Below are 25,160 nucleotides of genomic sequence, written 5' to 3' on the forward strand. Positions count from 1 at the left end.
TAGGAGTCTAATGAGGATAAAAGAGTAGGAAAAATGAGTATATTGAGCCGGTTAGAACAGATTGCCAAACGGTAGAATCTGAAGAAAGGGACCAAGAAAATTACTCAGCCCATCCGATAGGCGAGCCGCCGCATTGGGGTCAACAACAACAATATCGTTGTGTTGCAGTATGGGGTTCTCGTCAGCATTAAGCCCCTGGGCTAAATCCACCTCAAACGACTGCTGGGTAACAGTCCCATCAGGGTTTAAGCGAATCAAGGCCACCGTTTCTTTGGCACGACGATTAAAACCACCCGCCGCCAGAACAGCCTGATTGAGGGTGGTGCTAGCCGCCACAGCAACAGGGCCAGGGCTTTCGACCTCACCCACCACATTGACCGCAATTGAATCTGGCGACAGATTCGTAGCCGTGAGTAGACTAATATCTTCTGAGTTGGCCGTCAGGTTAGTTGGCACCACAATGGTGTCACCTTCTTGCAAAATTAAATCTTGTTCGCGTTCACCAGATTCCACCAGTTGCCACAAATCGAGGGAAATCGTTTGACTTTCACCCAAACGCGTTGTTCGCTTGACCTCTACCTGGCGAAGATTTGCCAGGGGTTTTACCCCACCAGCCAATTGCAAGGCACGGGTTACCGTCAGCCGACCCGGCTGCTGCACACTGGTGGCAGTGGCATTATTGCTAGTAATAGACTGACCCGACCCAGAGCGCGAGGCATAGTTGTAAGTGCCTGGACGAAAGACTTCACCAACCACAGCAACACTAATGGCTTCTTCCTCATCGGGGCCAATATTAGACAGGGCAATCTGTCTTGACATTTGCACGTCAATCTCATCCATTTCAATGATGGTGATGGAGTCACCATCACGCAAAGGAAAATCTTGAGTCAGATCCCCCTGGGTGAGAAGCGCAGATAAATCACTAACTACCCGTTGCGTGCCACCATTTTCCACCCGGCGTCGAATTTCCACTCGCTTTAAATCAGCTGCCTGGGTAATCCCGCCTGCTACCTTAATCGCTTCGATCAGGCTAGGAAACTGCCCTTCGCCACCCACGGGTAGGGTATATTGACCGGGCGTATGAATTTCTCCTGTGAGGGCAATACGGAGCTGACGGGGTGTTAAAAGATTTACAGTGATTTGCGGATAACGGACTTCTGATCGATATTTCTCGCTAATAGCTAATTCTGCCTGAGCCAGGGTCAAACCACTTAGCGATACCTGGCCAACGGCGGGTAAATTAATGTTGCCATTGGCCAACACTCGCTGCTCACCGCTATACTCAGGTACATTAAACACATCAACGGTGATCAAATCCCCCGGTCCCAATAAATAAATATCATTGAGGGATGAAACGGATGCAGCAGAAACTGTTATGTCAGGCAGTACGGCCAGGGCTGGGCTACCGACAGCAGTTCCCAGGGCAAACCCTGTTATTAGGGCTGTCCGAATTACCGTTTTCAAATATCTGGAGCTAGTCATTGCAGGACATATAGAAGGCTAAAAACGATGCAAGATAATACTGGGCGTTGCTGAACCAAACGATGGTTTTATCGAAAGATGCTGAGATATGCCGCTTTTAACAGTTTGGTTTATCCTTTAAATCAGCAATGGCAAATACTGAAACGTTTAACAATAATGTAGGTAGACCTGAACACCGCAGACAATAGTCAGAGAAGCCGTTATCGCCCTCTAGAGAAATGCTGTCGATGGCCCGTAATATCCGGAAAATCCTGAACTTTATGGCATTGCTATATATCTATTTTATATAGTTAGCAAATAGTAGAAAGACGGAGAGATGAGTATAGTTTTTTACGAGTCCTCATCAAGAATTTGGACTGTAGGACTAAGACTTTTGCATGAAAAGAATGTACTGTTTTGAGACATGTTGGAGGTCTGTTCCCTTAAGTTGGCGAAGCCTGCTCTTTAGGCTGAGGGGAATACCTTGTCCCCTCCCAGGAGCAGGTCTGTTTCATTGTCTAGACAGAAAATCTGAAGGTATTGAAAGCTCATTTGAGGAAAGACATGCCCTACTTGGAGGTGGGCCAAACAACAATGCGATAACCTGATTAATTGACCCCGCCGTAACCCCTACTTTAATGCCATTGAGGACAACCTAGTAGGCTGGGTCCTTAGGGCGGCCTCCCGGCCCTAACCATGGGGGTTCGGGGAACTCGGAGGGACCCCAAGCAACCGGTTTTGGCTCCCTCCGATCATCTCTCGATTCAGCATGAATGAAGTAATAAGCCTTACAGATTTTCTCTGGTGAACACGAAACAACCCTGCCCTTACTAAGGGGGAGTTAGAGGGGGTGAGGCAACCGCGAACGCTAGTTTCCAGTACTTGTGTGGACACTGTAGCCTGACGAAGGGGGAACCAACGGAGTGGTCTACAGGTGTTAGCGCTAGTTATCCAGACCCCTCCCTGACGGTTCCCCTTCGTCAGGGGAACCCCTGGCAGGCCATATTGAAACCTAGGATTTTTAAGGGTTTTAGCTATTCTCTCTGACTTATGTATACACCGTAGACCTTGGTAAGGGAGGGGGCTACACAATTTCACGATTGGAATCTTATTAATATTCAATCGTTTGCCAAAGGAAAATTCAATGGCTGAGAGAGAATTGAGACTATCGGCCAGTCGATAATGGTCGATTGACAAAAATATAACCTGATAGTATTATTATTCGAGATTCTGGAGGCTATCTCCGCATAATAGCTTTGATTTAGTCTATCGTTCTGTGAAAATTTACTCAATGCTTGAGTTTGCTGATTATATATAAATATTTAGCTCTGAAGCACTGATAGTAGGAACCTGGCATTTTAGAGTTTGCCCTATTTTTATAACAAAAAAACAGCATGAGATGATCTTGTAGGACAGTTTCCTTCTCAGGATATTTCTGTGGGTGAGCAGCAGACCAAGTGGGTTCAGATTGTTCAGACCCTCTTTTGTGGAACTATTTACATTCGCCTAATTAGGATACTGGGGGTTCCCCCATGCTGCGTTTGATTAACTACCCCTGCCCGTGATTATACTGAGTGGCTGTATCCTTTATTAGGAAAGGATTTCCATCAAAAATAGGTGGTTATTTCATCCGGAATATGACAATGTTACCAGTAACTTAATTGGGAAATATCAAGTAGATCTGCTCAGTACGTCATCAAGGCTATTTAACTGGGGCATTGCTGATCCTCGGGATGACTTTAGTTGTGAGATACCGTCAAGTATCAATGCCTCTAGACCGGTTTATCCTCTAAATCAGTAATCGCTTACCTTGAGACAGTGCTATGTTTTTTCAATTGTGTGTTTAGGTAGGTGATGTAAAAATACGATCTTGTCGGTTGGTGTAAAGTATTGTTTCTTTGAACTGTCTGTTTATTTTCTATGTCTAATGGCCTCTTACTCCCGAGGCTGTTGGATGGTAGCAGTATTTTTTTCATAGGTTTTCTAGCTGACGATGCGCTCTTTCTTACGAACAATCTTTAGAAACCACATGTTATCGATAATTGTTTTTTATGGATAACGTGTCCACATCAGGGATATGCTTGACAAAAGTGCCTGTGACAAATTGTAGTATGGGAACTTTATTTATTTGCCGCTTCCTAAGTCAATGTATCTGCTGTATTTCAGCAAAAAGCGGGCTCTACCAAGAATGTTATCTGCAACTTACTGAGGATATTTCTGATAAAGAAACTACCTATTTTTATGCCCCTGAACCCTCCACCATTGGGAAGCTTTGAGGTTTATTTCTCCTAGCATTTAGAAAAATCTAGTATGCCTAGTTGGAATATCAGGGTTATGTCTGATTGGGGGCTTTTAGCCGGTATAGTCTTTTCAAGAAAACGCCTTAACTAAGAGAAGTTGCATCGAAATTGCTTGACGGTTATTGATTTAAGACCTGAAGAGCGTGCTGTTTGCGAATACCAACATCTATTACTTGTTAGATCTATGTTGGCATTAATGTGATGCTTGATTTGTCAGCGTTGTTTTTTGGCTACGGTTTTTATTTTTTTGCTTTTATCAGTGCATTTGTTGTTGTTGTTGTTAGTGTCCCCATTGTTAGGACATTAGCAATTCGTTGCAGCCATGTGGATTTGCCCGACGATCGCAAGGTTCATCAAGTTCCAATGGTACGTTTGGGAGGGATTGGTATTTTTCTGGGTACACTGGCAGCCGCCATCTGTCTCTGGCGATTAGGTGGCTTTAGCTATTTATTGCCGATGGCCCAACGAGAAATAGCAATTATTTTACTGGGGGGCAGTGGCTATTTTCTATTGGGCTTTTGTGACGACTTAAAAGGACTTTCGCCTAAGTTTCGTTTAGTCTGTCAGTTAGCGATCGCAGCCCTAGTGTGGCAAAACGGCATTCGCATTGACTTTTTTAATGTGCCAGGCATAGGTCTGGTACATCTAGGATTGTTAAGCTTGCCCATTACGTTGTTATGGATTGCAGGGATGGTGAATGCCATTAACTGGATTGATGGTTTAGATGGCTTAGCTTCGGGGGTGAGCGCCATTGCTGCCCTGATCACCGTGGGGATTTGTTTATTTATTGGCGAACCGTCGGTGGCGTTGTTGGCCATGTGTTTGGTGGGTAGCCTGTGTGGTTTTTTGGTCTATAACTTTAACCCGGCCTGTATTTTTATGGGTGATGGGGGATCTTATTTTATTGGGTTTATGTTGGCGGTGATTAGCGTGACCGGTCTGGTAAAAGGGGCAACTGCCGTTACAATTCCATTGATTGTATTAGCGGTGCCAATTTTTGATATGACACTGGTGATTATTTCACGGTTGCTGCGGCGTAAGTCTCCTTTTATTGCTGACAAAAGCCATTTACACCATCGGTTATTGAAGATTGGTTTTTCCCATCGTGGTGCTGTGTTATTTATCTATGCCCTCAGCCTTTGGATTGGCAGCTGGGCCTTTACCCTGGCTCCGATTCCCAATGGCATTTTGGCAATGGTGATTTCTACACCCATCCTTGGCATTGCTTCCTGGCGAGCCTGGCGAGTGGCGCAGGTTTCCTAGAAATGCAACTGTTATTCACAGGCCTTCTTGGCTGAGGTCACGTCGAAGCCTCATGTCGAAGCCTGGATAGGGTGAATTCGCCTATTAAAAGGTCTTTTATGTTCAAGCAGCTGCCCAAGTGGTTTCAGGTTATTCAGGCCCCCAAACCCCCAACTTTGGGGGCTTGGATTCAGTCTCTCCTAGTATTGGAAAAAGATGGTCTTCAGACGCTGTAGATCTTCACGATTACTGAGATCTTGCACCTGGCAAGGAAGCATTAACCCACCTTGGACTCAAAGTCGCAAGGCTAACTGGCTCAAAACCGCTCAAGCGGTTAAAGAATCCTTAAAAGCTCTATATTTAGAGCTGCCTAGCCAATCTTGTCCCTTGAGTGGACAGCCCTCAATTAGCGTTGGGTTTTGAACCCAACGTGGGTTTGAGCTTCACAACCGACCTTAGTGCAAGATCTGAGATTACCTACTTACTAATTTTTGGCAACAGTTTTGTTTCACTGCTCTATAGTTTACTAATGCTCACGCTTTATGGTTCCTGGCAAACTCTACCCACCTACTCAAGCAGTTTCCTTTGACGACCAATCTGACGTTCAGTCGACGCAGCAAACGGTTAAACTTGTTACTCAATTTTTTGCCCCTGACTATGCTGCCACGGGACAGCTGCTGGATGAGCTAGTGAGGCAGTTAGCAAAGCAAGGCATGCCGGTGGAGGTGTTTACGGGCCAGCCGGGCTATGCTTATGGTGAGGCCGAGGCTCCCCGCAGGGAGAAAATTCACAATTTAGATATACATCGTTCGCGGATGACTCAGCTGTGGTCTAATCGGGTGCGGGGTAAGGCGCTAAATGGTTTGTTATTTGTAATTCGTGCTTTTTTGCACTTGTTGCACCATGGTTGGCAAAAGGATAGGGTGCTGTTGCTGACAACGGCTCCGCCATTTTTGCCGGTGGTGGGGTATTTGATTAGTCTGTTATTTAATACGCCCTATGTGGTGATTTTGTATGATCTGTATCCGGACATTGCGGTGGAGCTGGGTGTAGTAGATTACAATCATCCGGTGGCTAAGCTGTGGCGTTGGGTAAATCAGCGGGTATGGCGACGGGCAAAGGCGTTAATTGTGTTGAGCCCTTCGATGAAGGAGCGGGTGGTGGGTCATTGTCCGGATATTGCTGACCGGGTGGAGGTGATCCATAGTTGGGCGGACCCAGACTTGATTAAGCCGATGGAAAAGAAGGATAATTGGTTTGCCCGTAAGCATGGCTTAGTGGATACGTTTACGGTGCTATATTCGGGGAATATGGGCCGCTGCCATGATATTGCGACGATTTTTGAGGCGGCAAAACTGTTACGGAATGAGCCAATTAAGTTTGTATGTATTGGTGGCGGGGCAAAGCGTGAGACGCTGATTGAGGATGTAAAGGCGGAGGGTTTGGAGGAGAACTTTTTGTTTTTGCCGTATCAGGATAAGAAGGATCTTCCGTATTCGATGACGGCCTGTGATGTGTCGTTGGTTAGTGTGAGTGAAGGGATGGAAAGCCTGGTGGCTCCGAGTAAGTTGTATCCGGCATTGGCGGCGGGGAGGCCAATTGCGGTGATTTGTCCGGAAGGAACTTATTTAGAAGGACTAGTAGACAAAAACGACTGTGGTCTTGCGTTTAGAAATGGTAATGGTGAAGGTCTTTCAGACTTCCTATATCTTCTTTCCCAAGATCAAAATCTACTAACCACCATGGGAATAAATGCTCGACAAGCAATGAATGAGCATTTCACACCACAAGTTATCAGCCGTCAATATCTGCGTGCCCTGAGCCTTGAATAGATTATAAAAAGAGGCAATAAGTAAGCTGCATATTTTTTCACTTATTTAATGCCCGTATAAGCTGTGATTTTAACCATCTTTAAAGTCCATTTCAGTTTCTTTTTATGTCGAAACAGCTTATAAATACTTAGCAGCTTACGAGGCTTAATCCAGTGCAACTCTTAAGAGTAACCAACATCTTTAGTCGATTCAAAGGCTACTTTTTCAATGCATTTTGGATGATGATTGAAAAAGTGCTGCAAATGGTTGTTGGTTTCTTTACAGCAATTTTAGTGTCGAGATATCTAGGGCCTGAAAATTTTGGCGTATTAGCTTACGCTACTTCCATTGTCGGTATTGCGACTGCAATTAGCCATGCAGGTCTCAATGGATTAATTGTAAAAGAGCTAGTGAAATACCCAGACCAAAATGATGAAATTTTAGGCTCTACTTTTTTCCTTAAATCATTAAGTGTCATTCTCGCTTTTTTAATTCTCGTTGGCGCTATATTTTTTATAGAACGACCAGGAAGCTCTGAATTCTGGATGCTTATCATTACATCTCTTAGTCTGCTAGTTCAGCCATTTCAGATTGTAACTTACTGGTTTCAAGCACAAACTAAAATTAAGTACCAGACTATTTCGAATACAATTGCTATGGTCTGCAACCATAGCTTTAGGCTATTTTTAGTATTTACTGCAGCAAATTTATTGGCTTTTGGCTTTTCAAGTTTAATTCAAATTCTAGTAGCTACTGGATGCTTGATTTTCTTCTATCAAAAACAGTCTAATGTTCCAGTAAAAACATGGAAAATATCTAAGGATATGAGCCAAAGCTTGCTTAAAAAAGGTTGGGTAATCTGCGTTGGGTCTATATTTGCAATCATATATCTAAAAATTGACCAGGCTATGCTGAAATGGCTAGTCGATTCAAAGGAAGTAGGCATATACAGCGTAGCTAGTACCCTATCCGAAATATGGTACTTCATTCCTAATGCAATTGCTGTCGCTGTGTTCCCAAAGCTTATTAAACTACGTGAGTCTGAAACTAAAAAATATCTTTTCAGATTTCAACAGTTAGTAGATTTACTGCTCTTTATTGCGTTTATTTTTGCTGTCATCATAGCTTTAGCCTCGAATCAGCTGATTTTATTAACCTTTGGGCCTACATACATCGATTCAGCCGGAATATTAGCTGTTCACATTTGGGCTGGTTTATTTATCTTTATGCGTGCTGCCTTTAATAGATGGATTTTAATGGAAAACGTGCTGTTCCTGTCGGTCATTACCCAAGGGCTAGGTGGAACTATCAATATTCTTCTAAATCTACTGCTAATTCCAAAACTAGGTGGTTATGGTGCTGCTTTAGCTACGTTGGTTTCCTACGCGACAGCGTCATATTTTGCTTTATTCTTTCATAAGAAAAGTAGGCCTGTTTTTTGGATGATGACAAAGTCTCTCTTGTTATTTCCAACGCTAGGCTATCGATATTGGCAATGACCAGCATAGCTGAGAGACGTTAATTAGGATTTTGATACTATTTATTAAATATAGAACTAAACCATGACTAGCCTATTAACCGTAAAACAGATAATTCCTAAAAGTGGATTAACTATTGCTAGGGATATCTATAACAAGCTTAATCAATTGCGGTCCTCAAGTGACACCTTTTTGCTACGGTTTGTTATTCTGTCTCCAACGCTAAGTAGCCTCTACTATTTTCTAATTTCGTCTCAGTTTAGACGAGAGCAGCATGCCACCGTATATGGCCGATATAAGTACTATCAAAATCTGAAACTGAAGCAAAGCAATCCTTATTTACTTAGGCGAAATATTCATCGCTTAGAGAAAGGGTTAATCATGCGGCCTCGTCGGGATGTGTTTGCTACTGGCTATATTGCAGAGACCGTTGATACTTACTGCCATGTTTATGAAAACACTGGTGGCCTGAGCCCAGATAATAAAGAACTCAACTGGGCAAACGACGTCTTGACAAACTACTTTGAAGTAGCAGGTTCGCATGCGGTTGTGGATGCAGCTAAAGAACAGTTTTTGAAGTTAGCAACGCCTCATTCAAAAAAGCCAGCGCAGATTCCGTACAAACGAGATTTAAACAAGGCTGTTTCAGTCAGTTATGAAAGCTTTTTAGAGCTTTGTCATCGTAGACGTTCCGTCCGTTGGTATCTGCAAAAAAAAGTACCTCGCGAATTGTTAGATAAGGCAGTTACAGCAGCAGTATTGTCGCCTAGCGCTTGTAATCGTCAACCTTTTGAATTTCGAATTTTTGACGACCCTATATTGGTACAAAAGGTCGCAGCCGTTCCTGGTGGAACCAAGGGCTTTCACCACAACTTTCCGGCAATTATCGCAGTCGTAGGTAAATTAAGCGCTTACTTCAATGAGAGAGATCGACATGTAATTTACATTGATGGATCTTTGGCTTCAATGTCCCTTATGTATGCACTTGAAACTCTAGATTTAAGCTCCTGTGCTATTAATTGGCCTGATGTTGAGCAAAATGAAAAAGCAATGGCAGAGCTTTTGTCACTAGAACTTAACGAAAGAGTAGTTATGCTTATATCTGTTGGTTATCCTGACCCAGAAGCGTTAGTTCCGTACTCTAGTAAGAAACCTTTAGAGCAAATTCGCAAATATAACTAGTTACCATGTCATCTAATATGAACTACTTGGTTGAAGGGGCTAATTTCCATAATAAAGGTGCAGAATTAATGCTCTTGGCGATTCAACAAGAGCTTAGTGAATGGCATAGAGATAATACTGTTTCTATGGAACTAAGAGTAGGAAGTGTTCAGCAAAGAAACAACGCCCATGTAAAGCACCTTATTCAGTATGAGTCGGCTAAGTTCCCTTGGGTAGAGCCATCACTAAACGCATTCTGCCGCACACTACCTAAGCCTATTCGCAAACAACTGAATGTGGTCTTACAATCAGAAATTGATGTAGTTCTAGATGCTTCGGGTTTTTGCTTCAGTGACCAGTGGGGTGTAAAGCCAACTCAACTAAAAAGACAATTATTTGAGAAATGGAAAAAGCGAGGCAAGAAAATTGTATTATTGCCTCAAGCGTTTGGCCCATTTACTACACCTGATATCCAGCAAGAGTTCAAACAGGTATTAGAGCTATCAGATCTAGTCTTTGCCAGAGATAAAGAATCATTAGAGCATGTACAAAAAATCGCTGGCAGTTCACATAATATAAAACTTGCTCCTGATTTCACCAATTTGCTTAAGCCTAAGATTCCTACCTATGCAAACAAACTATCAGGACGCCCCTGCATTATTCCCAACACTCGAATGTTAGACAAAACAGGGGCTACAGTAAAAGAAAACTATCTAAACTTGTTATCATTTTGCATTAAGTCACTACAAGATAAAGGGATGGAACCTTTTATCTTGGTCCATGAAACTTTTGACATTAAAATTGCCAAGACCTTACAGGAATTCGTCTCGGGCGATATTGAAATTGTTCAAGAGGAAGACTCACTATATCTAAAGGGAATTCTAGGTGGTTGCAGCCTAGTTATTGGTTCTAGATTCCATGGGTTAATTAGTTCATTGTCCCAGGGGATTCCTTGTTTAGGCACTGGATGGAGTCATAAGTATCAAATGTTGTTTGATGAATATAGTTGTGCCAACTTCTTGATTGATTTTAATGATGAAATTGCTCGCATATTGGAAAAGCTTGAAATATTGCTCGAAGGGCCTCAAAGAGAGAAGGTAGTTAAGTGTATTAAAGCTTCGGCAGAAAATCAGAAAATATTATCTACTGAGATGTGGATCGCGTTAAAGAATGTTGCATATGCATGAAGAAGTATTTGAAGTTTGCTCACGCATATCAATCCCTAGAGCTATGTTGGATTGTTTTAGATAGCCAACTTAGCTCTAAGAGACTGTAACTAATTCGAATCAAATTCCGACAACTTAATACAAGGATATGTGATCTTCTTCAACGTCTCTTTTGAGGGATATTTTTTTAGAGTTCTCTTGCAATAAATTTAATATGCCTCAAGAAGTAAAATTGGCATGGATTGAATCTAGTGAAAGCTTTACTTCTTAGTACTAGAGAAATGGTGCAAAAAGCTTATTACAGCATATATTTCTTCTACAACTAGTTTTACCTTTTCAACTGGTGATACTGAGGAATGTGTATCACAATTGTATTAATTGAGATGAGTGCTTCAGGTATGTGTGTAGTAAGCATTGTTCATTGTGATATTTTTGAAATTATACTTAATCAGTACCGTAGTTTTTTAGCTCAAAAAGAGAATATAGATAGATCACTTCACCATTTAATATTGGCTTACTACGAATCTTGACAGATGGCTAAAGATATTAAGATAAAGATATCGACATATCGATGGTAAATACAATTCAAAAAATCTAGAAAAATCTATCGTTTTTTGTCTCCTATTAGGAAAATGTATAGCACTTGAGTAATTCTTGTTTCTTTCCAGAAATTCTGTTGAGCATGACTAGACAGATATATTTGTATTGTTTCTAGACTCATTGATCTTCATCAATCTACAACCATAGCATTTGAAAATGATGAAAATTCTACATCTTAACACTGTTGATTTAGGTGATGGCGCTTCCCGGGGAACCTACTGGTTGCATCAAGGGTTACTTCAAAAAGGAGTTGATTCAAATATTCTTGTAATGAGAAAGACAAGTAATGATCCAACTGTTGTAAGTGCATCTAGAAATAGCCTTATTTATAAATTCGATAGAATTAAAAATTCAATTGATGATATTACCCTATCTCTATACAGAGATAGACTTAATAATTCTGAGGGTAATTTCTTTTCACCTTCATGTACATCTTCTACAGGTGTGTACAGAGCCATTAGAGAAATAAGTCCTGATATTATTCATTTACATTGGATTAATAAAGGATTCTTGAAACCAGAGAGTCTAAAGCAGTTTAATGTCCCGATTGTTTGGACATTGCGAGATATGTGGCCTCTTTCTGGTGGGTGTCACTATGCTATTGAGTGTACTGAATATACTAATAGTTGTGGAAAGTGTCCTCTTCTCGGCTCAAGATCCGAAAATGATATTTCTAGAAAATTATGGTTACGTAAGCGTAAGTCTTGGGATAGCAGTGAAATAAACTTAGTGGCAATCAGCAACTGGTTAGCAGATTGTGCTAAGAGTAGTAGCCTTTTTAGAGATAAAAAAATAAGGGTTATTCATAATGCGCTTGATGAGAATAAATTTAAGCCACTATCTAAGAGTTTCTCTAAAGAAGCTTTATCCTTAAATCTAAATAAAAAGGTCATTGCATTTGGAGCAATAAATGCTCTTAAAAATAAGAACAAAGGATTTCAATATTTAGCAAAAGCCTTAAAGAAGCTTTTTGACGAAGGATTTTCTGAATCATTTGAAGTAGTTATCTTTGGCTCTCTAGAACCTACCGAAAAAGTAGATTTAGGCTTTAAGCCAACTTACTTGGGAACATTACGTGACAATATAGCTCTTTCATTGATTTATTCCGCTGCAGATGTAATGGTAGTGCCATCAATACAAGAGGCATTTGGTAAAACAGCTATAGAAGCTATGGCATGTGGAACTCCTGTCGTATCGTTTGATTCAACAGGGTTAAAAGATATTGTTGATCATAGACTTACAGGGTATCGTGCTCAGTGTTTTGATATAGCCGATTTGGCATATGGTATTCGATGGGTTTGCGAGGATTCAGAGCGTCATACTAAGCTTTCGCGGCAGGCACGGAAGTCTGTAGAAGATCGCTTCACTACAAAACGTCAGGCAAACTCTTATCACCAACTCTATCTAGAGCTATTAAGTGCCTCATTATAGATGTTAGATGCAGAGATGATAATAAGACTTTATAGTACGATACTTTTTAAGTTATTACCCACTCCTTACTGTGTTTTAGTACCTCTATCTATGAGAATTTATACTCTAAAAAATTTGTTTTTTATCATTAAATAGCTACTATAATCTATATAATTTTAGTTAAGTATATAGTTTTAAAAAAGTCTCTAAAATCACTTTTATTCTTTAATCTGTCTTTTTATGAAAGATTTGAAAATTTCAGTCATTATGCCTTCATTCAATCAAGTAGCCTATATTGATGAAGCTATAAGATCTGTACTTTCTCAAGATTATCCTAATAAGGAACTTATTATAATTGATGGAGGTAGTACCGACGGATCTGTCGAAATTATAAAAAAATACTCGGAACAATTAGCTTATTGGGTTAGTGAGCCAGATAGCGGGCAAAGTAATGCTATTAATAAGGGCTTTGAAAAAGCGACTGGTCACTTATTAACTTGGTCAAATTCAGACGATATTCTATTACCTGGAACTCTAAGCTCGGTTGCTAATAAGGCCATTTCAATCCCAGATCCAATGCAACGATGGATTATTGGTGGGTGTTTATGGCTAGATAAGAATGGATCTATTCTACGTTGTACAAAAGCTCGCAATTGGAAGAAATTTATGACAAAACGTGGCCTAGTATCAGTTTATTCTCCAAGTTCTTTTTTTTCTGCTGAATTAATCGACGAACTAGGACATTTAGATGAAACACTTCACTACGCAATGGACTCCGAACTATGGCTAAGATTTGCCAAAAATGGTGTTCAGTATACAACGAGTGCAAACTATTTTTGGGGATTACGCCTTCATGAACAAGCAAAAGTAAGTGGTCATTTATTTAAGGATAAAGACGATGACAAACAAAAAGTTGTCACTAAAAAGAGAGAAGCAGAAGCACTTGAAATACAAAAACGACATGAAATTTCTGACTTCGATATCAAAGTTTCTGATACCATGCATAAACTTTCTTCGATAATTTCTGTAGCATTTTGGGAAGGAAGAATTCACACTGCTTATTATCAAAATCAGCAATGGCAAAAAAGTCTAAAGTTGTTTTCTTAATTATTTAATATGCAGCAACCATGTAAGATTCAGCAACTGCGTTTAGTTTTTTGGTGGCCAACAGCATGCCGGTCAATTATGCCACTAGTCCGAGAGTTAGCCGAATTATGTACTCACGGTGTTCGAATTATTGTACAAGAGAAAGTTGGTTCTAATCGGCGTAAGTTCGGATGGCAAGCAGACTATGCAGGCAACGCAGAGTTTGAAGTCCTTTCAGTTAATAATCGCTGGAGAGACGTAGAAAGAATTCTCATAGAAGAGTCTCAATCTTTCCATGTCATTGGTGGTTATCAAAGAATTCCATTACACCGACAGATAATTTCATATGCAAAGTCCCAGGATATTGCATATGGCATTATGGCAGAGGCCCCGATCAAGTTTGATCTTAGTTGGAAAAGTTTCTCAAAAAACATTTATTTTCAAACTGTAGTCCGAGCAAGAACATCTTTAGTTAAAGAGAAAAGTAAGTTTTTTGCATGCCTTTCTGGTCACAGCTATGACACTTTATTAAAAGTTGGTTGGCCAATAGAAAAGATATACCCGTTTGGATATTTTCCCCAAGCAAAGGATGTTAAAGTCAGTCTTCAAAGCTCTAATGAACGAGAAAGATGTCAACTTTTATGTATGGGCACATTGCACAAATATAAGGGTGTTGATTTACTTTTAAAAGCCATTTATATGGCTCAAAAACTAGGCAGTAACTGCAATATTAACATCATTGGGGATGGCCCTGAAAGAATAAAGCTCGAAGCTTTGACTAAGCGACTAAAAATACAAGAATGCGTAAAATTTCACGGATTTATTTCTGATTTAGCCCTCAATGAAGTTATTGAGCAATCTGATGTCCTTGTTTGCCCAGGTATTGCTGAACCATGGGGAATCAGGATCAACGAGGGAATTCAAAGCGGATTAGCTATTATTGCTAGCGATCGCTTAGGGGCAAGCAAGTTAGTTGAAACTAGTGGAGCAGGCATTCTATTTAAATCAGAAGATGTAGGAGAACTAGCTGAAGCTATCCGTGTTGTCTCAACAAAGACAACAGATATCTTGGAATCATTTAAACGTAAATCTAGTGAATATAGTGAAATGATTCGCCCTAGAGTTGCAGCTGAGCATTTTTTTCAAATTATAGAACACTCAATTGGAAATACACATGAAAGACCATTTAATCCATGGCAAAAACTGTCATATAGAGAAGAAATATCTATCTATCACTCCTGAAAATATTTTTAGATGGTTGTAACCTTGAATATACCAATATCCTCATACTTTACTAGGAATATTATGAATCAGAACATTTTTACTGCACAGCATGGCGAAGATATTCTCTTAGCAGAAATCTTTAATAGACGACATGGCACTTGCATTGAAGTTGGTGGATATGATGGAGTCAACTTAAGCAATACCCTCTTTTTTGAACGTATTGGCTGGGATTGCACTATCGTAGAACCTATGCCTAAGTTTTGTGAGAAAATTAGGCAAGAACGTAAGTGCAAAGTTGTTGAGGCAGCGGCAAGCTCTCAAGCTGGAGAAATTGACTTCTTCATAGCTGAAGGAGTAGAAGTTTTATCTACTAGTAGCCAAAGAGAGAGTGATTTAGAGCGAATTCAAATTGCTGGAGCTGAGACTCAGAAGATAATAGTTAAAGCTATGACTCTAGATGAAATTCTTGAAAGTCAAGGAATAAGGAATATCGACTTCATTAGTATAGATGTGGAAGGAGATGAATTGTCAGTTTTGCACGGATTCTCCCTAGAAAAGTACAAACCAAGGATCATTATTGTTGAAGATAATGATGTGACGGTAGATTATTCAGTCCAGAATCATCTTCTCAAACATAATTACAGACGATTTAAAAGAACCGGTTGTAATGAATGGTACGCACACAAAAGTGACTCATTAGTAACGAATTTTTCTAAGATATCAGCTTCTGCCAAGAGCGTTATTCCTTTCATTAAGGGATTCACAAAGACATATATGCCAGCTCCTCTACAAAGCCTTATTCGGAAGATAATTAATTCAAACCTTCAAAAGAGTGCCTAATACTGTGAATAAGCTGAATTACTAAAAAAACTTATTTATATTTTATTCTGAGTCCACTTTTGGGTCAAACGCACTAAATTCAAATATGAGGTAAGGCTTTGCATACTACAAAAATAGTCCCAATGAGTTTCTTGCGTTCTTCTAGTGAATTCAAGTGGAACCTTGACCTACTAATATGTGCTACAGCTGTCATTATTGCACCTTACTTTATCTTTGATGCAGCACTAAGAGGAATCATAGGAAGAAGCCTTTTCCAAACTGATTGGTTAGTAATAACCTTAGCGTTAGTACGACTAATATGGATCCTACTACTCCCTGGCAAAACGAATAAGAAATATCAAATCTCTAATGCGTTACAGCAATACTATTGGATATTTATCCTAGTCTTTTATACGCTATTTCTAACTGTAATACAGCCATTTTTAATAGATATACATCAAGTTAATTCAGAACTATTTGAAACGTACTCTTTCACATTAAAACGCGGCATTAAATACGTCACCTACCTAATATTTTCTGTTTATTTTTTTATTATTTCAAGACAAAGTAAGTATTATTTTGATGCTTTATTATATTCGTTAGTTATAGGTCTTTGCCTTGCTGAGTTGTTAGGTTTAATCCAGGCATTAGTATTTCAGATTTCAAGAATTGATATTTTTCCAATCATTAGAACTGGAAGTACAGAATTCAGATACATTTCTGCAACGGTAAGCTTTGCTGGAAGGAGTTTCTTACGAATTAATTCTATTGCACATGAGCCTAAAGGGTTCGCTTCTTTAATTAGTTTTTTAGCTATATTTAAACTGTATTGGGAAAATTATTGTAAAACTCGTGTTTTAGGAGGGAAATTTTTAAATAAAATCGATAAGTATATGTGTCAAACCCTATGGTTATCGATATTGGTTATTTTACTAACTTTTTCTGGTAGTGGTCTTATCAGTTGTTTGCCAGTTTTTGTAATTATTAGTTGGCGAATTATAACCAATGTCCTATATCTAAAAATCAGCAAAATACGATTATTAATATCTTACTTATTAATTTTAATATTGACAATTGCCATTACTACTTATCAAAATCAATCTATTGAAATTACTTCGTCATTCCTAGATGCTGCAATTTATCGAAGATTAGGCACTTTTTTTGAGGCATTAGATTTTGACAGTTTATATAAAAGTCTTGATCCAGAAGATGGTGCATTTTTCTTCAATTTACTAAAATATCCATTAGTCTTTCTGCATGGTCTAGGTTTCGGGGCGTTTAGTAATCTAAGCTTTGATTTTGTTGCTTCTCAATATTCACAATCAAACATAGACAGACTAGTATCACCTTTCTCAAGAAATATCCTAATTGAAACTGTTTTTTCGTCGGGATTAGTTGGTTGTTTTATTATATTCAGATTCATTAGAAAATATGTATTTTTTTCTATAAGGAGCATCGAAGGTATTCACAGTGCATTCTTAATGTTTTTAGCAATGAATTTTTTCTTTAGATCTAATGAGTTTTTATTTTTCATTGCTATAGCAATGATGCTGTCATCGCTAGATAAAAGAACGTATTTTCGTACTTCTTGATTCAAATTCGATTGACAAGCTTAGTTTGTAGGTTCGTGTTGAAGAGGATGAGTTTATCACTTTATTTTGAGTTTTACGGAATAAGTAAACTGCTCTGTGCTCATTTATTAGCATTCATTTTTATATTCAGTTGATGAAAGTCCTTCATGTAATTCCCTCTGTTTCATCTATACGAGGTGGCCCCAGTAAAGCAATTTTTGAAATGGTTGCGTCACTCAAAAGCAATAAAAGTATTGAAGTTGAAATTGCAACTACAAACGATGATGGGCCAAATCTACTCAACGTACCCCTACACACAAGAACTAAATATAACGGAGTCAATGTCTGGTTTTTTCCTAGATTTTCTCCAAATATCCCTCCTGTTCGCGAATTTGCATTTTCATTCGCCCTAACAAAATGGCTGTGGATAAACATCCAGAACTATGACTTAGTTCATGTTCACGCCATCTTTTCATATCCACCAACAATAGCAATGGTAATTGCCCGAAAAAGAGAGGTGCCTTATATTGTTCGGCCCTTAGGGCAACTGTGTGAATGGTCTCTAGCGCAAAGTGCACGGCGCAAGAAAATATACCTTAATCTAGTTGAAAGACGGAATCTAAATAATTCTCAAAAAGTGCATCTGACCTCATATCAAGAGCAAGAAGAATTTAATAAACTTGGGCTAGAGAGTACAAGTTTTATTCTTCCCCATGGATTGAATCTTACTGAAAAAATAACTCATGCGCGAACAACGCTCCGTGAGCACTTTCAACTTCCCGATGATGAACCCATTATCTTATTTCTTTCACGCATACATCCTAAAAAAGGGTTAAATTATCTAATTCCTGCACTTAAATCCATCGTTTCTAAACGGTTTACTTTCATACTCGCAGGTAATGGCGACCCTACTTATGAGGAAGAAGTCCGTCAATTAATACGCGACAATAACTTGCAAGACAAAACTATTATGCCTGGGTTTGTTGAAGGAGAACTAAAGGAGCTTTTGCTGCAGGGTTCAGACATCTTCGTGCTAACGTCCTATTCTGAAAACTTTGGTGTTGCCGTATTAGAAGCTCTTGCAGCCGGTACACCAGTCCTAGTAACCCCTGGTGTGGCCTTAGCCCACGAAGTGCAAGAGCATCAGTTAGGATACGTAATACCTCAAAACAATGTTGATATTGCTAAAGCATTAAGCGCTTACTTAGAAGCTCCTACAGAAGTTAAAACGAACCTGAGTAGTCGAGCCTACAATTTTGTAAGCAAGCACTACAGCTGGTCTAGGATGACCACAGAGCTAAACACGATTTATCAGAATATTGTAGATACTCAATCTGTCTCTGATTATGCTTAGTCAAATTACACCAGTTATTCTTACATATAACGAAGAACCCAACATTGAACGGATTCTAGAAAAACTTGATTGGGCAGATAGAATTGTTGTTATCGACAGTTACAGCACCGATAACACCTTAGGTATTCTTGTGAAATACCCAAAAGTAGATGTTTTCAAGCGCAAGTTCGATAGCTACGCACCTCAATGGAACTATGGATTAGACCAAGTCGAAACCGATTGGATTCTCTCATTAGACTCAGACTATGTCTTACCTGATGACTTAATAGCTGAAATTAAACAGCTGAAGCCCGAAAAAAACATTGACGGCTACTTTGCTAGATTCAAATACTGTGTTTTTGGGAAACCATTGCGAGGGACAATTTTACCTCCTCGCCAGATTCTTTCACGCAAAGGCCGTAGCTCATATATTAATGATGGACATACCCAACTGTTACAGGTCGTAGGTGACTCAGGCCATCTTAAAAACTACATCCATCATGATGATCGCAAAGCTCTTAGCCGCTGGCTATGGGCGCAGGATCGATACATGCTTATTGAAGTCAAAAAGCTACGAGAGACATCAGACGATGAACTTAGCATGGGCGATCGCATCCGTAAGAAAAAAGTCTTAGCCCCCTTTGTAATCTTCATTTATTGTTTGATTCTCAAAGGTGGAGTATTGGACGGTTGGCGTGGCTGGTACTACGCATTTCAACGAATGTTTGCTGAGCTACTACTATCATTGCGGTTAATTGAAAAAGAAGCATAAGCAAAGAACAAACAATTGCTTGCCCGAAGACGTTCGTTTAGCCAATCAATTCCAACACCACAGTGGCAACTAACTAACCGTCTGGATTAAAGTACAGTAGTGTCAATCTACTGTTGCAGTATTCAGAACCATGGTTAAGCTTTGGCAACAGTGGCTAGTTCGCGGCGCGATCGCACTCACAACCACCAGCCTTCTAATCATCCTAGCCATCAAAGCCAGGCTAATAGTTTCAGCCCATCAATCCCCTGACCCCGAAGCCATTTTAGTCCTCGGCGGCGGCAATACCCGAGAACTCGCCGCCGCCCAACTAGCCACCCAAAACCCAACACTAGCAGTGTGGGTATCCAGCGGCTTAGACCCCACCCAAGCCCATAAAATTTTCTCAGCCCAAAACGTCGCCCTAACGCGAATCAACCTGGACTATAGCGCCACCGATACCGTCACCAACTTCACCACACTGGTAGCCCAACTCCAGGCCCACAACATCCGCCACATCTATTTAGTCACCTCAGACTTCCATATGCCCCGCTCCAAAGCCATCGCCTTCTGGGTCCTTGGCAGTCGCGGCATTGCCTACACCCCAATTTCTGTTCCCTCCAACACACCGTCCGAGCCTCAGCATAAAATTGTGAGAGATATCGCCCGCAGTTGGCTGTGGCTAGTCACCGGTCGCACTGGTTCCAGCCTCGATCCTGACCCTCCCTCTAGACCATCTAAAAAATCACAGCCTAATGCTTAGAACACATTGTTGATTCCATCAGCATTGCCTCCTTTGCAGCGACCAACTTTTGGCGATAACGTAATTGCAGCACGGCCTTCCTCTGTGGGCTTTTCTAATTCGTACCAGCATCCATGTCGACTATAATTAAGAGTAAATAAGTCTAAATAAGCTGAAGACTGCCAACAATGCCTGCTAAAGATTTATATCATCAAGTCGTTAAAAAGCTCCTCATCAATGCAGGCTGGACAATCACCCACGACCCTTATCAGCTTAAATGGGCAAAACGTACTCTGTCAGTAGATTTAGGTGCAGAAGAACTTTTAGCAGCCCAACAAGCGAGTCGTAAAATCGCTGTCGAAATCAAAAGCTTTATTAGAGAATCAAGAGTAGCTGATTTACAGCAAGCGTTAGGGCAATTCATCTTATATGATGACATTCTGAAACAAGTTGAACCAGACAGAACCCTATATTTGGCAATGCCATTAGTCGCCTATAAAGAACTTTTCGAAGAAGACCAATTTGCCAAAATTCTCTTAGACAACGACCGGTTCAAGCTAATTATTTTTGACCCACAAAATCAGGAGATTGTGCAATGGATTCCCTAGAGCGTTATAAGCAAATAGTTATGGATTTGCTCAATGACTATGCAAACATTCCCATAGCCAATGAAATCGACATTCATAACGAGGTTCTCTTCGATAACACACACAACCGCTACATACTTTTGTCTCTAGGCTGGTCAAAAGGACAGCGCATACATCATATAGTCATACACATTGACATTATTGATGGCCAAGTCTGGATTCAAGCCAACAACACAGATCGCCTCATAGCAGAAGAATTAGTAGAAATAGGTATTCCTGCCAAAGATATCGTTTTAGGTTTACAGTCACCAGAAGTTCGACCACATACAGGATATGGCGATAGCCATGCAAGCCAGCAACATACTCCTCTCAGCGCTTAACCCCAGAAATACCATAGCGTATTAGGTATTGGGTGAGGTGGTTTAGAATTTTACGCAGTGTGCCAAAATTCTAAAAGGAGAGGGTATCCCATTTGCTTTTAGACAAAAGAGCCATAGTCAAAACCATGAGCTTAATTTTTACAAGCCCTTATTTCGGTAAGTCATCCTAATATAAGAAGCGATAGTTCCTAAGGAAAATGTGATGGTTGCTGCCTCAATTAAGCTAGCAGAGCTGCATATTACCTGGAACCCCTTACCAGAGGACTTCAATCTGGACGAAAAACCTTTAGAAAGTACTAGTCAACCACTGCTTGCAGGGGCATTACGCGAACCCCTAGAACTCAGTAGCTGGATTCAACCAGAAATGCTGATTGCATCTAATTTTGGCCTGTGTGCCACGATGAACGACAACCTGGTAATCAAAGCCCCCGACTGGCTCTATGTTGCCCGAGTTAATCAACCTGGACAGACACGCAAAGCCTATACACCTAATTTAGACGGTGAGGCACCAGCCGTGGTGATGGAATTTCTCTCAGATGAAGATGGCAAAGAATATTCATCTAAGCAAACATTTCCACCCGGCAAGTGGTTTTTTTATGAACAGATTTTAAAAGTACCTACCTATGTGATTTTTGAACCAGAAGGTGGACTTCTAGAAGTTTATCATCTGACCAATGGACGCTATGAACTAGAACAACCTAACCCAGAAGGTCAATATTGGTTAGAAGCCATGGGGTTCTTTTTAGGAACCTGGCGCGGCAAAAAAGAAGAAAGAGATGGCTATTGGCTACGGTGGTGGGATGCCAATGGACAGTTACTTCCCTGGGCCGTAGAAAAAGTAGCGGCAGTTACCCAGGAAGCTGACCAGGAACGGCAACGAGCTGAACAAGAGCACCAACGGGCTGAGCGATTGGCTGAAATGTTGCGATCTCAAGGAATTGATCCAGATATTGTGTGATCTACGACTTATGACCACCAAATACGGCATTAACGATTGTATGCACATCAACTAATATAGTTAAGCCATTATACCTATTGCTCGCCCTAGGTAGTTTTCGTATCTGCGATTAGCGTTTGCCATGAGTTTATATAGCACCTTCACTTCAGAATCAGTTTCAGAAGGCCACCCCGATAAAATGGCCGACCAAATTTCCGATGCCGTTTTAGATGCCCTATTAAGGGATGATATCCACTCCCGTGTTGCCGTGGAAACCATGGTAAAAACCGGTATGGCCATCATCGCAGGTGAAGTTCGCACCAGCACCTATGTTGATCTTGAAGATATCGTCCGTGATGTCATTATCGGCATCGGTTATAACAGTTCAGACTTAGGTTTTGATGGAGCTTCCTGCGCCGTTGTCAATGCTATTGGTAAGCAATCTACTGATATTGCCATGGGCGTCGACGAAGGCGAAAACAAAGATCTTGGTGCAGGCGACCAAGGTCTAATGTTTGGCTACGCCACCAGCGAAACTGATGTGCTGATGCCCGCCCCTATTTACTACTCCCACCGGTTAGTAGAACGCCAGGCCTATCTACGCAAAAATAAGGTGCTGCCCTGGCTTCGCCCTGATGCTAAGAGCCAGGTCACCCTGCGCTACGAAAACCGTAAGCCTGTTGCTGTTGATGCCGTAGTTCTTTCTACCCAGCATGATCCGGACATTTCCCTGGGCGATATCCGTGAAGCCGTCATGGAGGAAATCATCAAGCCCGTGCTGCCCCATCAATGGTTACATGCTGAAACGCAGTACCACATTAACCCCACCGGACAATTCATCATTGGTGGCCCTGTCGGTGACTGTGGCCTCACCGGTCGTAAAATTATTGTTGACACCTACGGCGGCATGGCCCGTCATGGTGGAGGCGCATTCTCCGGTAAGGATCCCTCTAAGGTAGACCGCTCAGCGGCCTATGCCGGTCGCTATGTGGCCAAAAATATTGTTGCAGCTGGTTTGGCAGAACTGTGCGAAATCCAGGTTTCCTATGCCATTGGTGTCGCTGAACCCACGTCTATTTCAGTCAATACCTTTGGCACTGGCAAGCTGGAGGATGACAAAATTGCCATGCTCATTCGCGAGCATTTTGACCTGCGCCCCCAGGGTCTGATCGATATGCTCGACCTCCGTCGACCGATCTATGGACCAACGGCTGCCTATGGCCACTTTGGCCGTGAACTGCCTGACTTTACCTGGGAAAAAACCGATAAGGCTGATTTGCTAAAAGCCGCACTTTAGGTAAGCTTGCTTTTCCTGAAATGCGAGCCTGGCATGGGCTGTCCTTTGCTGCTCAAGGTTACCGAATAGATCACTCGGAAAGTTGAGCCCACTCTGCGAGAAGCCGCTTTGGCGTCTACATTCAAAATCCGTCTCCCCTAGGGAGACGGATTTTGAGGGAATCCCCAGTATGCCTAATTAGGCGAATGCAAATAGTTCCATAAAAGGGGGCCTGAACAACCGTTAGCCACTTTGACAGTCGCTTAATCATAGAAATAGCTTCTGCAAAAGAATCAGGCCCCCTCCAAAAGGAGAATATCTGCTTTAAGCCAGCATTTGGAAAGTAGAATGCCTAGAACATCCTCTAACGGCATAATGAATAGGTTGGTCAGATAAACTTGTCACTCACCATAAGGAAGCCCATGAGCGCACAAACACTTACAAGAGACTACAAAGTAGCTGATATTAGTCTGGCCAGTTGGGGCCGCAAAGAAATTGCGATCGCAGAAGGCGAAATGCCAGCGCTGATGGCTATTCGCAAAAAATATAGCGACAGCAAGCCCCTGTCAGGCGCTAAGATCATCGGCTGTATTCACATGACCATTCAAACAGCCGTGCTCATCGAGACCTTGATTGAATTGGGTGCCGAGGTGCGCTGGTCATCGTGCAATATTTTCTCTACCCAGGACCATGCCGCCGCTGCCATTGCTGAAGCGGGTGTTCCCGTCTTCGCGTGGAAAGGTGAAACCGAAGACGAATATATGTGGTGCATTGAGCAGACCTGCCGGACCCCTGAAGGTCAGCTGTGGAATGCCAACATGATTTTGGACGACGGCGGTGACCTGACCGGTTACATCCACGAGACCTATCCTGAAATGCTCACCAACGTCCATGGTGTGACCGAGGAAACCACGACAGGTGTTCACCGTCTCTATGAAATGTTAGAGAAGGGCGAACTCAAGATTCCTGCTGTCAATGTCAATGACTCTGTCACTAAAGCTAAAAACGACAATAAGTATGGCTGTCGCCACAGTCTAAACGACGCGATTAAGCGCGGTACTGACCACTTGATGGCTGGTAAAAAGGCCCTGGTGATTGGTTATGGCGATGTGGGTAAGGGGTCAGTGGCCTCTCTGCGTCAAGAAGGCATGATTGTTAAGGTGGCGGAAGTTGACCCCATCTGCGCTATGCAGGCCTGCATGGATGGCTTTGAAGTTGTGTCACCCTACAATAACGGTGTCAACGATGGCACAGGCGCTAACCTCAACAAAGATTTGCTGGCAGCCACTGATTTGTTGGTCACCGCAACGGGAAATGTCAATGTGTGTGACGCTAGCATGCTGGCAGCGTTAAAGCCCGGCGCAGTGGTTTGCAACATCGGTCACTTTGACAACGAGATTGACACTGCTTACATGCGTAAAACCTGGCAGTGGGAAGAAGTAAAGCCCCAGGTACATAAGATTTATCGTAGCGATGACCCCCAAGACTTTTTGCTCTTGTTGGCAGAGGGTCGCTTGGTGAATCTGGGTAATGCCACTGGCCACCCCTCTCGTATTATGGATGGTTCCTTTGCTAACCAGGTGCTGGCTCAAATGTTCTTGTTTGAGCGCAAGTTTGCTGATCTGTCCGATGCAGATAAGGCCAATGCCATTACGGTAGATGTCTTACCTAAGCACCTGGATGAAGAAGTTGCTCGCTACATGGTTGAAGGCTTTGGCGGTGTGATTACTCAGCTGACTAAAACCCAGGCTGACTACATCAATGTGTCTGTAGAAGGTCCCTTCAAGACCGATAGCTACAAGTACTAAGGTTGAATACGGTCCAGGTT

At 41.5% G+C, this 25,160-nt stretch carries 19 protein-coding genes; 18 read left to right on the top strand and 1 reads right to left on the bottom strand.

Features of this window, described 5'->3' with window-relative positions; all coding sequences use genetic code 11:
- Nucleotides 1–51: 51 nt before the first annotated feature.
- Nucleotides 52–1,482, bottom strand: a complete 1,431-nt coding sequence (locus SPB21_RS12135; protein WP_499866681.1) for a polysaccharide biosynthesis/export family protein — start codon at nt 1,480–1,482, stop codon at nt 52–54.
- 2,480 nt (nt 1,483–3,962) lie between these two features.
- On the opposite strand from SPB21_RS12135, the gene SPB21_RS12140 reads away from it, so the two are divergent.
- The 18 genes from SPB21_RS12140 (at nt 3,963) to ahcY (ending at nt 25,140) form a co-directional block, all read left to right on the top strand.
- On the top strand, nt 3,963–5,024 hold the full coding sequence (locus tag SPB21_RS12140; protein WP_499866682.1) for a glycosyltransferase family 4 protein: 1,062 nt from the start codon (nt 3,963–3,965) through the stop codon (nt 5,022–5,024).
- A gap of 521 nt (nt 5,025–5,545) precedes the next feature.
- Nucleotides 5,546–6,835 carry a glycosyltransferase family 4 protein gene (locus SPB21_RS12145; RefSeq protein WP_499866683.1) on the top strand — a complete coding sequence of 430 codons (1,290 nt, stop codon included), beginning with the start codon at nt 5,546–5,548 and terminating at the stop codon, nt 6,833–6,835.
- A gap of 152 nt (nt 6,836–6,987) precedes the next feature.
- Nucleotides 6,988–8,313, top strand: coding sequence for a flippase (locus SPB21_RS12150; RefSeq protein WP_499866684.1), 1,326 nt, complete (start codon nt 6,988–6,990; stop codon nt 8,311–8,313).
- Nucleotides 8,314–8,376: 63 nt separating this feature from the next.
- Nucleotides 8,377–9,474 carry a nitroreductase family protein gene (locus SPB21_RS12155; protein ID WP_499866685.1) on the top strand — a complete coding sequence of 366 codons (1,098 nt, stop codon included), beginning with the start codon at nt 8,377–8,379 and terminating at the stop codon, nt 9,472–9,474.
- A 17-nt stretch (nt 9,475–9,491) separates the two neighbouring features.
- Entirely contained in the window at nt 9,492–10,640 is a 1,149-nt protein-coding gene (locus SPB21_RS12160) for a polysaccharide pyruvyl transferase family protein (protein WP_499866687.1), read from the top strand.
- A 735-nt stretch (nt 10,641–11,375) separates the two neighbouring features.
- Nucleotides 11,376–12,650, top strand: coding sequence for a glycosyltransferase family 4 protein (locus tag SPB21_RS12165; RefSeq protein WP_499866688.1), 1,275 nt, complete (start codon nt 11,376–11,378; stop codon nt 12,648–12,650).
- A gap of 219 nt (nt 12,651–12,869) precedes the next feature.
- Complete coding sequence (locus SPB21_RS12170) at nt 12,870–13,736, top strand: glycosyltransferase family 2 protein (protein ID WP_499866690.1); 867 nt, start codon at nt 12,870–12,872, stop codon at nt 13,734–13,736.
- 9 nt (nt 13,737–13,745) lie between these two features.
- On the top strand, nt 13,746–14,957 hold the full coding sequence (locus SPB21_RS12175) for a glycosyltransferase family 4 protein (RefSeq protein WP_499866691.1): 1,212 nt from the start codon (nt 13,746–13,748) through the stop codon (nt 14,955–14,957).
- A 63-nt stretch (nt 14,958–15,020) separates the two neighbouring features.
- On the top strand, nt 15,021–15,779 hold the full coding sequence (locus SPB21_RS12180; protein ID WP_499866692.1) for an FkbM family methyltransferase: 759 nt from the start codon (nt 15,021–15,023) through the stop codon (nt 15,777–15,779).
- 122 nt (nt 15,780–15,901) lie between these two features.
- Nucleotides 15,902–17,350, top strand: coding sequence for a hypothetical protein (locus tag SPB21_RS12185; protein ID WP_499866693.1), 1,449 nt, complete (start codon nt 15,902–15,904; stop codon nt 17,348–17,350).
- A gap of 133 nt (nt 17,351–17,483) precedes the next feature.
- Nucleotides 17,484–18,683 (top strand): glycosyltransferase, encoded by a 1,200-nt coding sequence (locus SPB21_RS12190; RefSeq protein ID WP_499866694.1) that lies wholly within the window; start codon nt 17,484–17,486, stop codon nt 18,681–18,683.
- The gene (locus tag SPB21_RS12195; RefSeq protein WP_499866695.1) at nt 18,676–19,434 is read left to right on the top strand and encodes a glycosyltransferase family 2 protein; all 759 of its coding nucleotides are present in this window, start codon (nt 18,676–18,678) and stop codon (nt 19,432–19,434) included. Before SPB21_RS12190 ends, SPB21_RS12195 begins: the two co-directional genes overlap by 8 nt.
- A gap of 130 nt (nt 19,435–19,564) precedes the next feature.
- Entirely contained in the window at nt 19,565–20,173 is a 609-nt protein-coding gene (locus tag SPB21_RS12200) for a YdcF family protein (RefSeq protein WP_499866696.1), read from the top strand.
- Nucleotides 20,174–20,340: 167 nt separating this feature from the next.
- Nucleotides 20,341–20,760, top strand: a complete 420-nt coding sequence (locus SPB21_RS12205; protein WP_163702691.1) for an element excision factor XisH family protein — start codon at nt 20,341–20,343, stop codon at nt 20,758–20,760.
- Nucleotides 20,748–21,119: a XisI protein gene (locus SPB21_RS12210; protein ID WP_499866698.1), complete on the top strand. Its 372-nt coding sequence runs from the start codon at nt 20,748–20,750 to the stop codon at nt 21,117–21,119. Before SPB21_RS12205 ends, SPB21_RS12210 begins: the two co-directional genes overlap by 13 nt.
- A 202-nt stretch (nt 21,120–21,321) precedes the next feature.
- Complete coding sequence (locus tag SPB21_RS12215) at nt 21,322–22,077, top strand: Uma2 family endonuclease (RefSeq protein WP_499866699.1); 756 nt, start codon at nt 21,322–21,324, stop codon at nt 22,075–22,077.
- 121 nt (nt 22,078–22,198) lie between these two features.
- Complete coding sequence (metK, locus tag SPB21_RS12220; protein ID WP_163702688.1) at nt 22,199–23,353, top strand: methionine adenosyltransferase; 1,155 nt, start codon at nt 22,199–22,201, stop codon at nt 23,351–23,353.
- A 401-nt stretch (nt 23,354–23,754) separates the two neighbouring features.
- The gene (ahcY, locus tag SPB21_RS12225) at nt 23,755–25,140 is read left to right on the top strand and encodes an adenosylhomocysteinase (protein ID WP_499866700.1); all 1,386 of its coding nucleotides are present in this window, start codon (nt 23,755–23,757) and stop codon (nt 25,138–25,140) included.
- Nucleotides 25,141–25,160: the final 20 nt, after the last annotated feature.

The organism is Leptothoe sp. ISB3NOV94-8A (assembly GCF_043421595.1).
In the GTDB taxonomy this organism is placed as follows: domain Bacteria; phylum Cyanobacteriota; class Cyanobacteriia; order Phormidesmidales; family Phormidesmidaceae; genus Leptothoe; species Leptothoe turfae.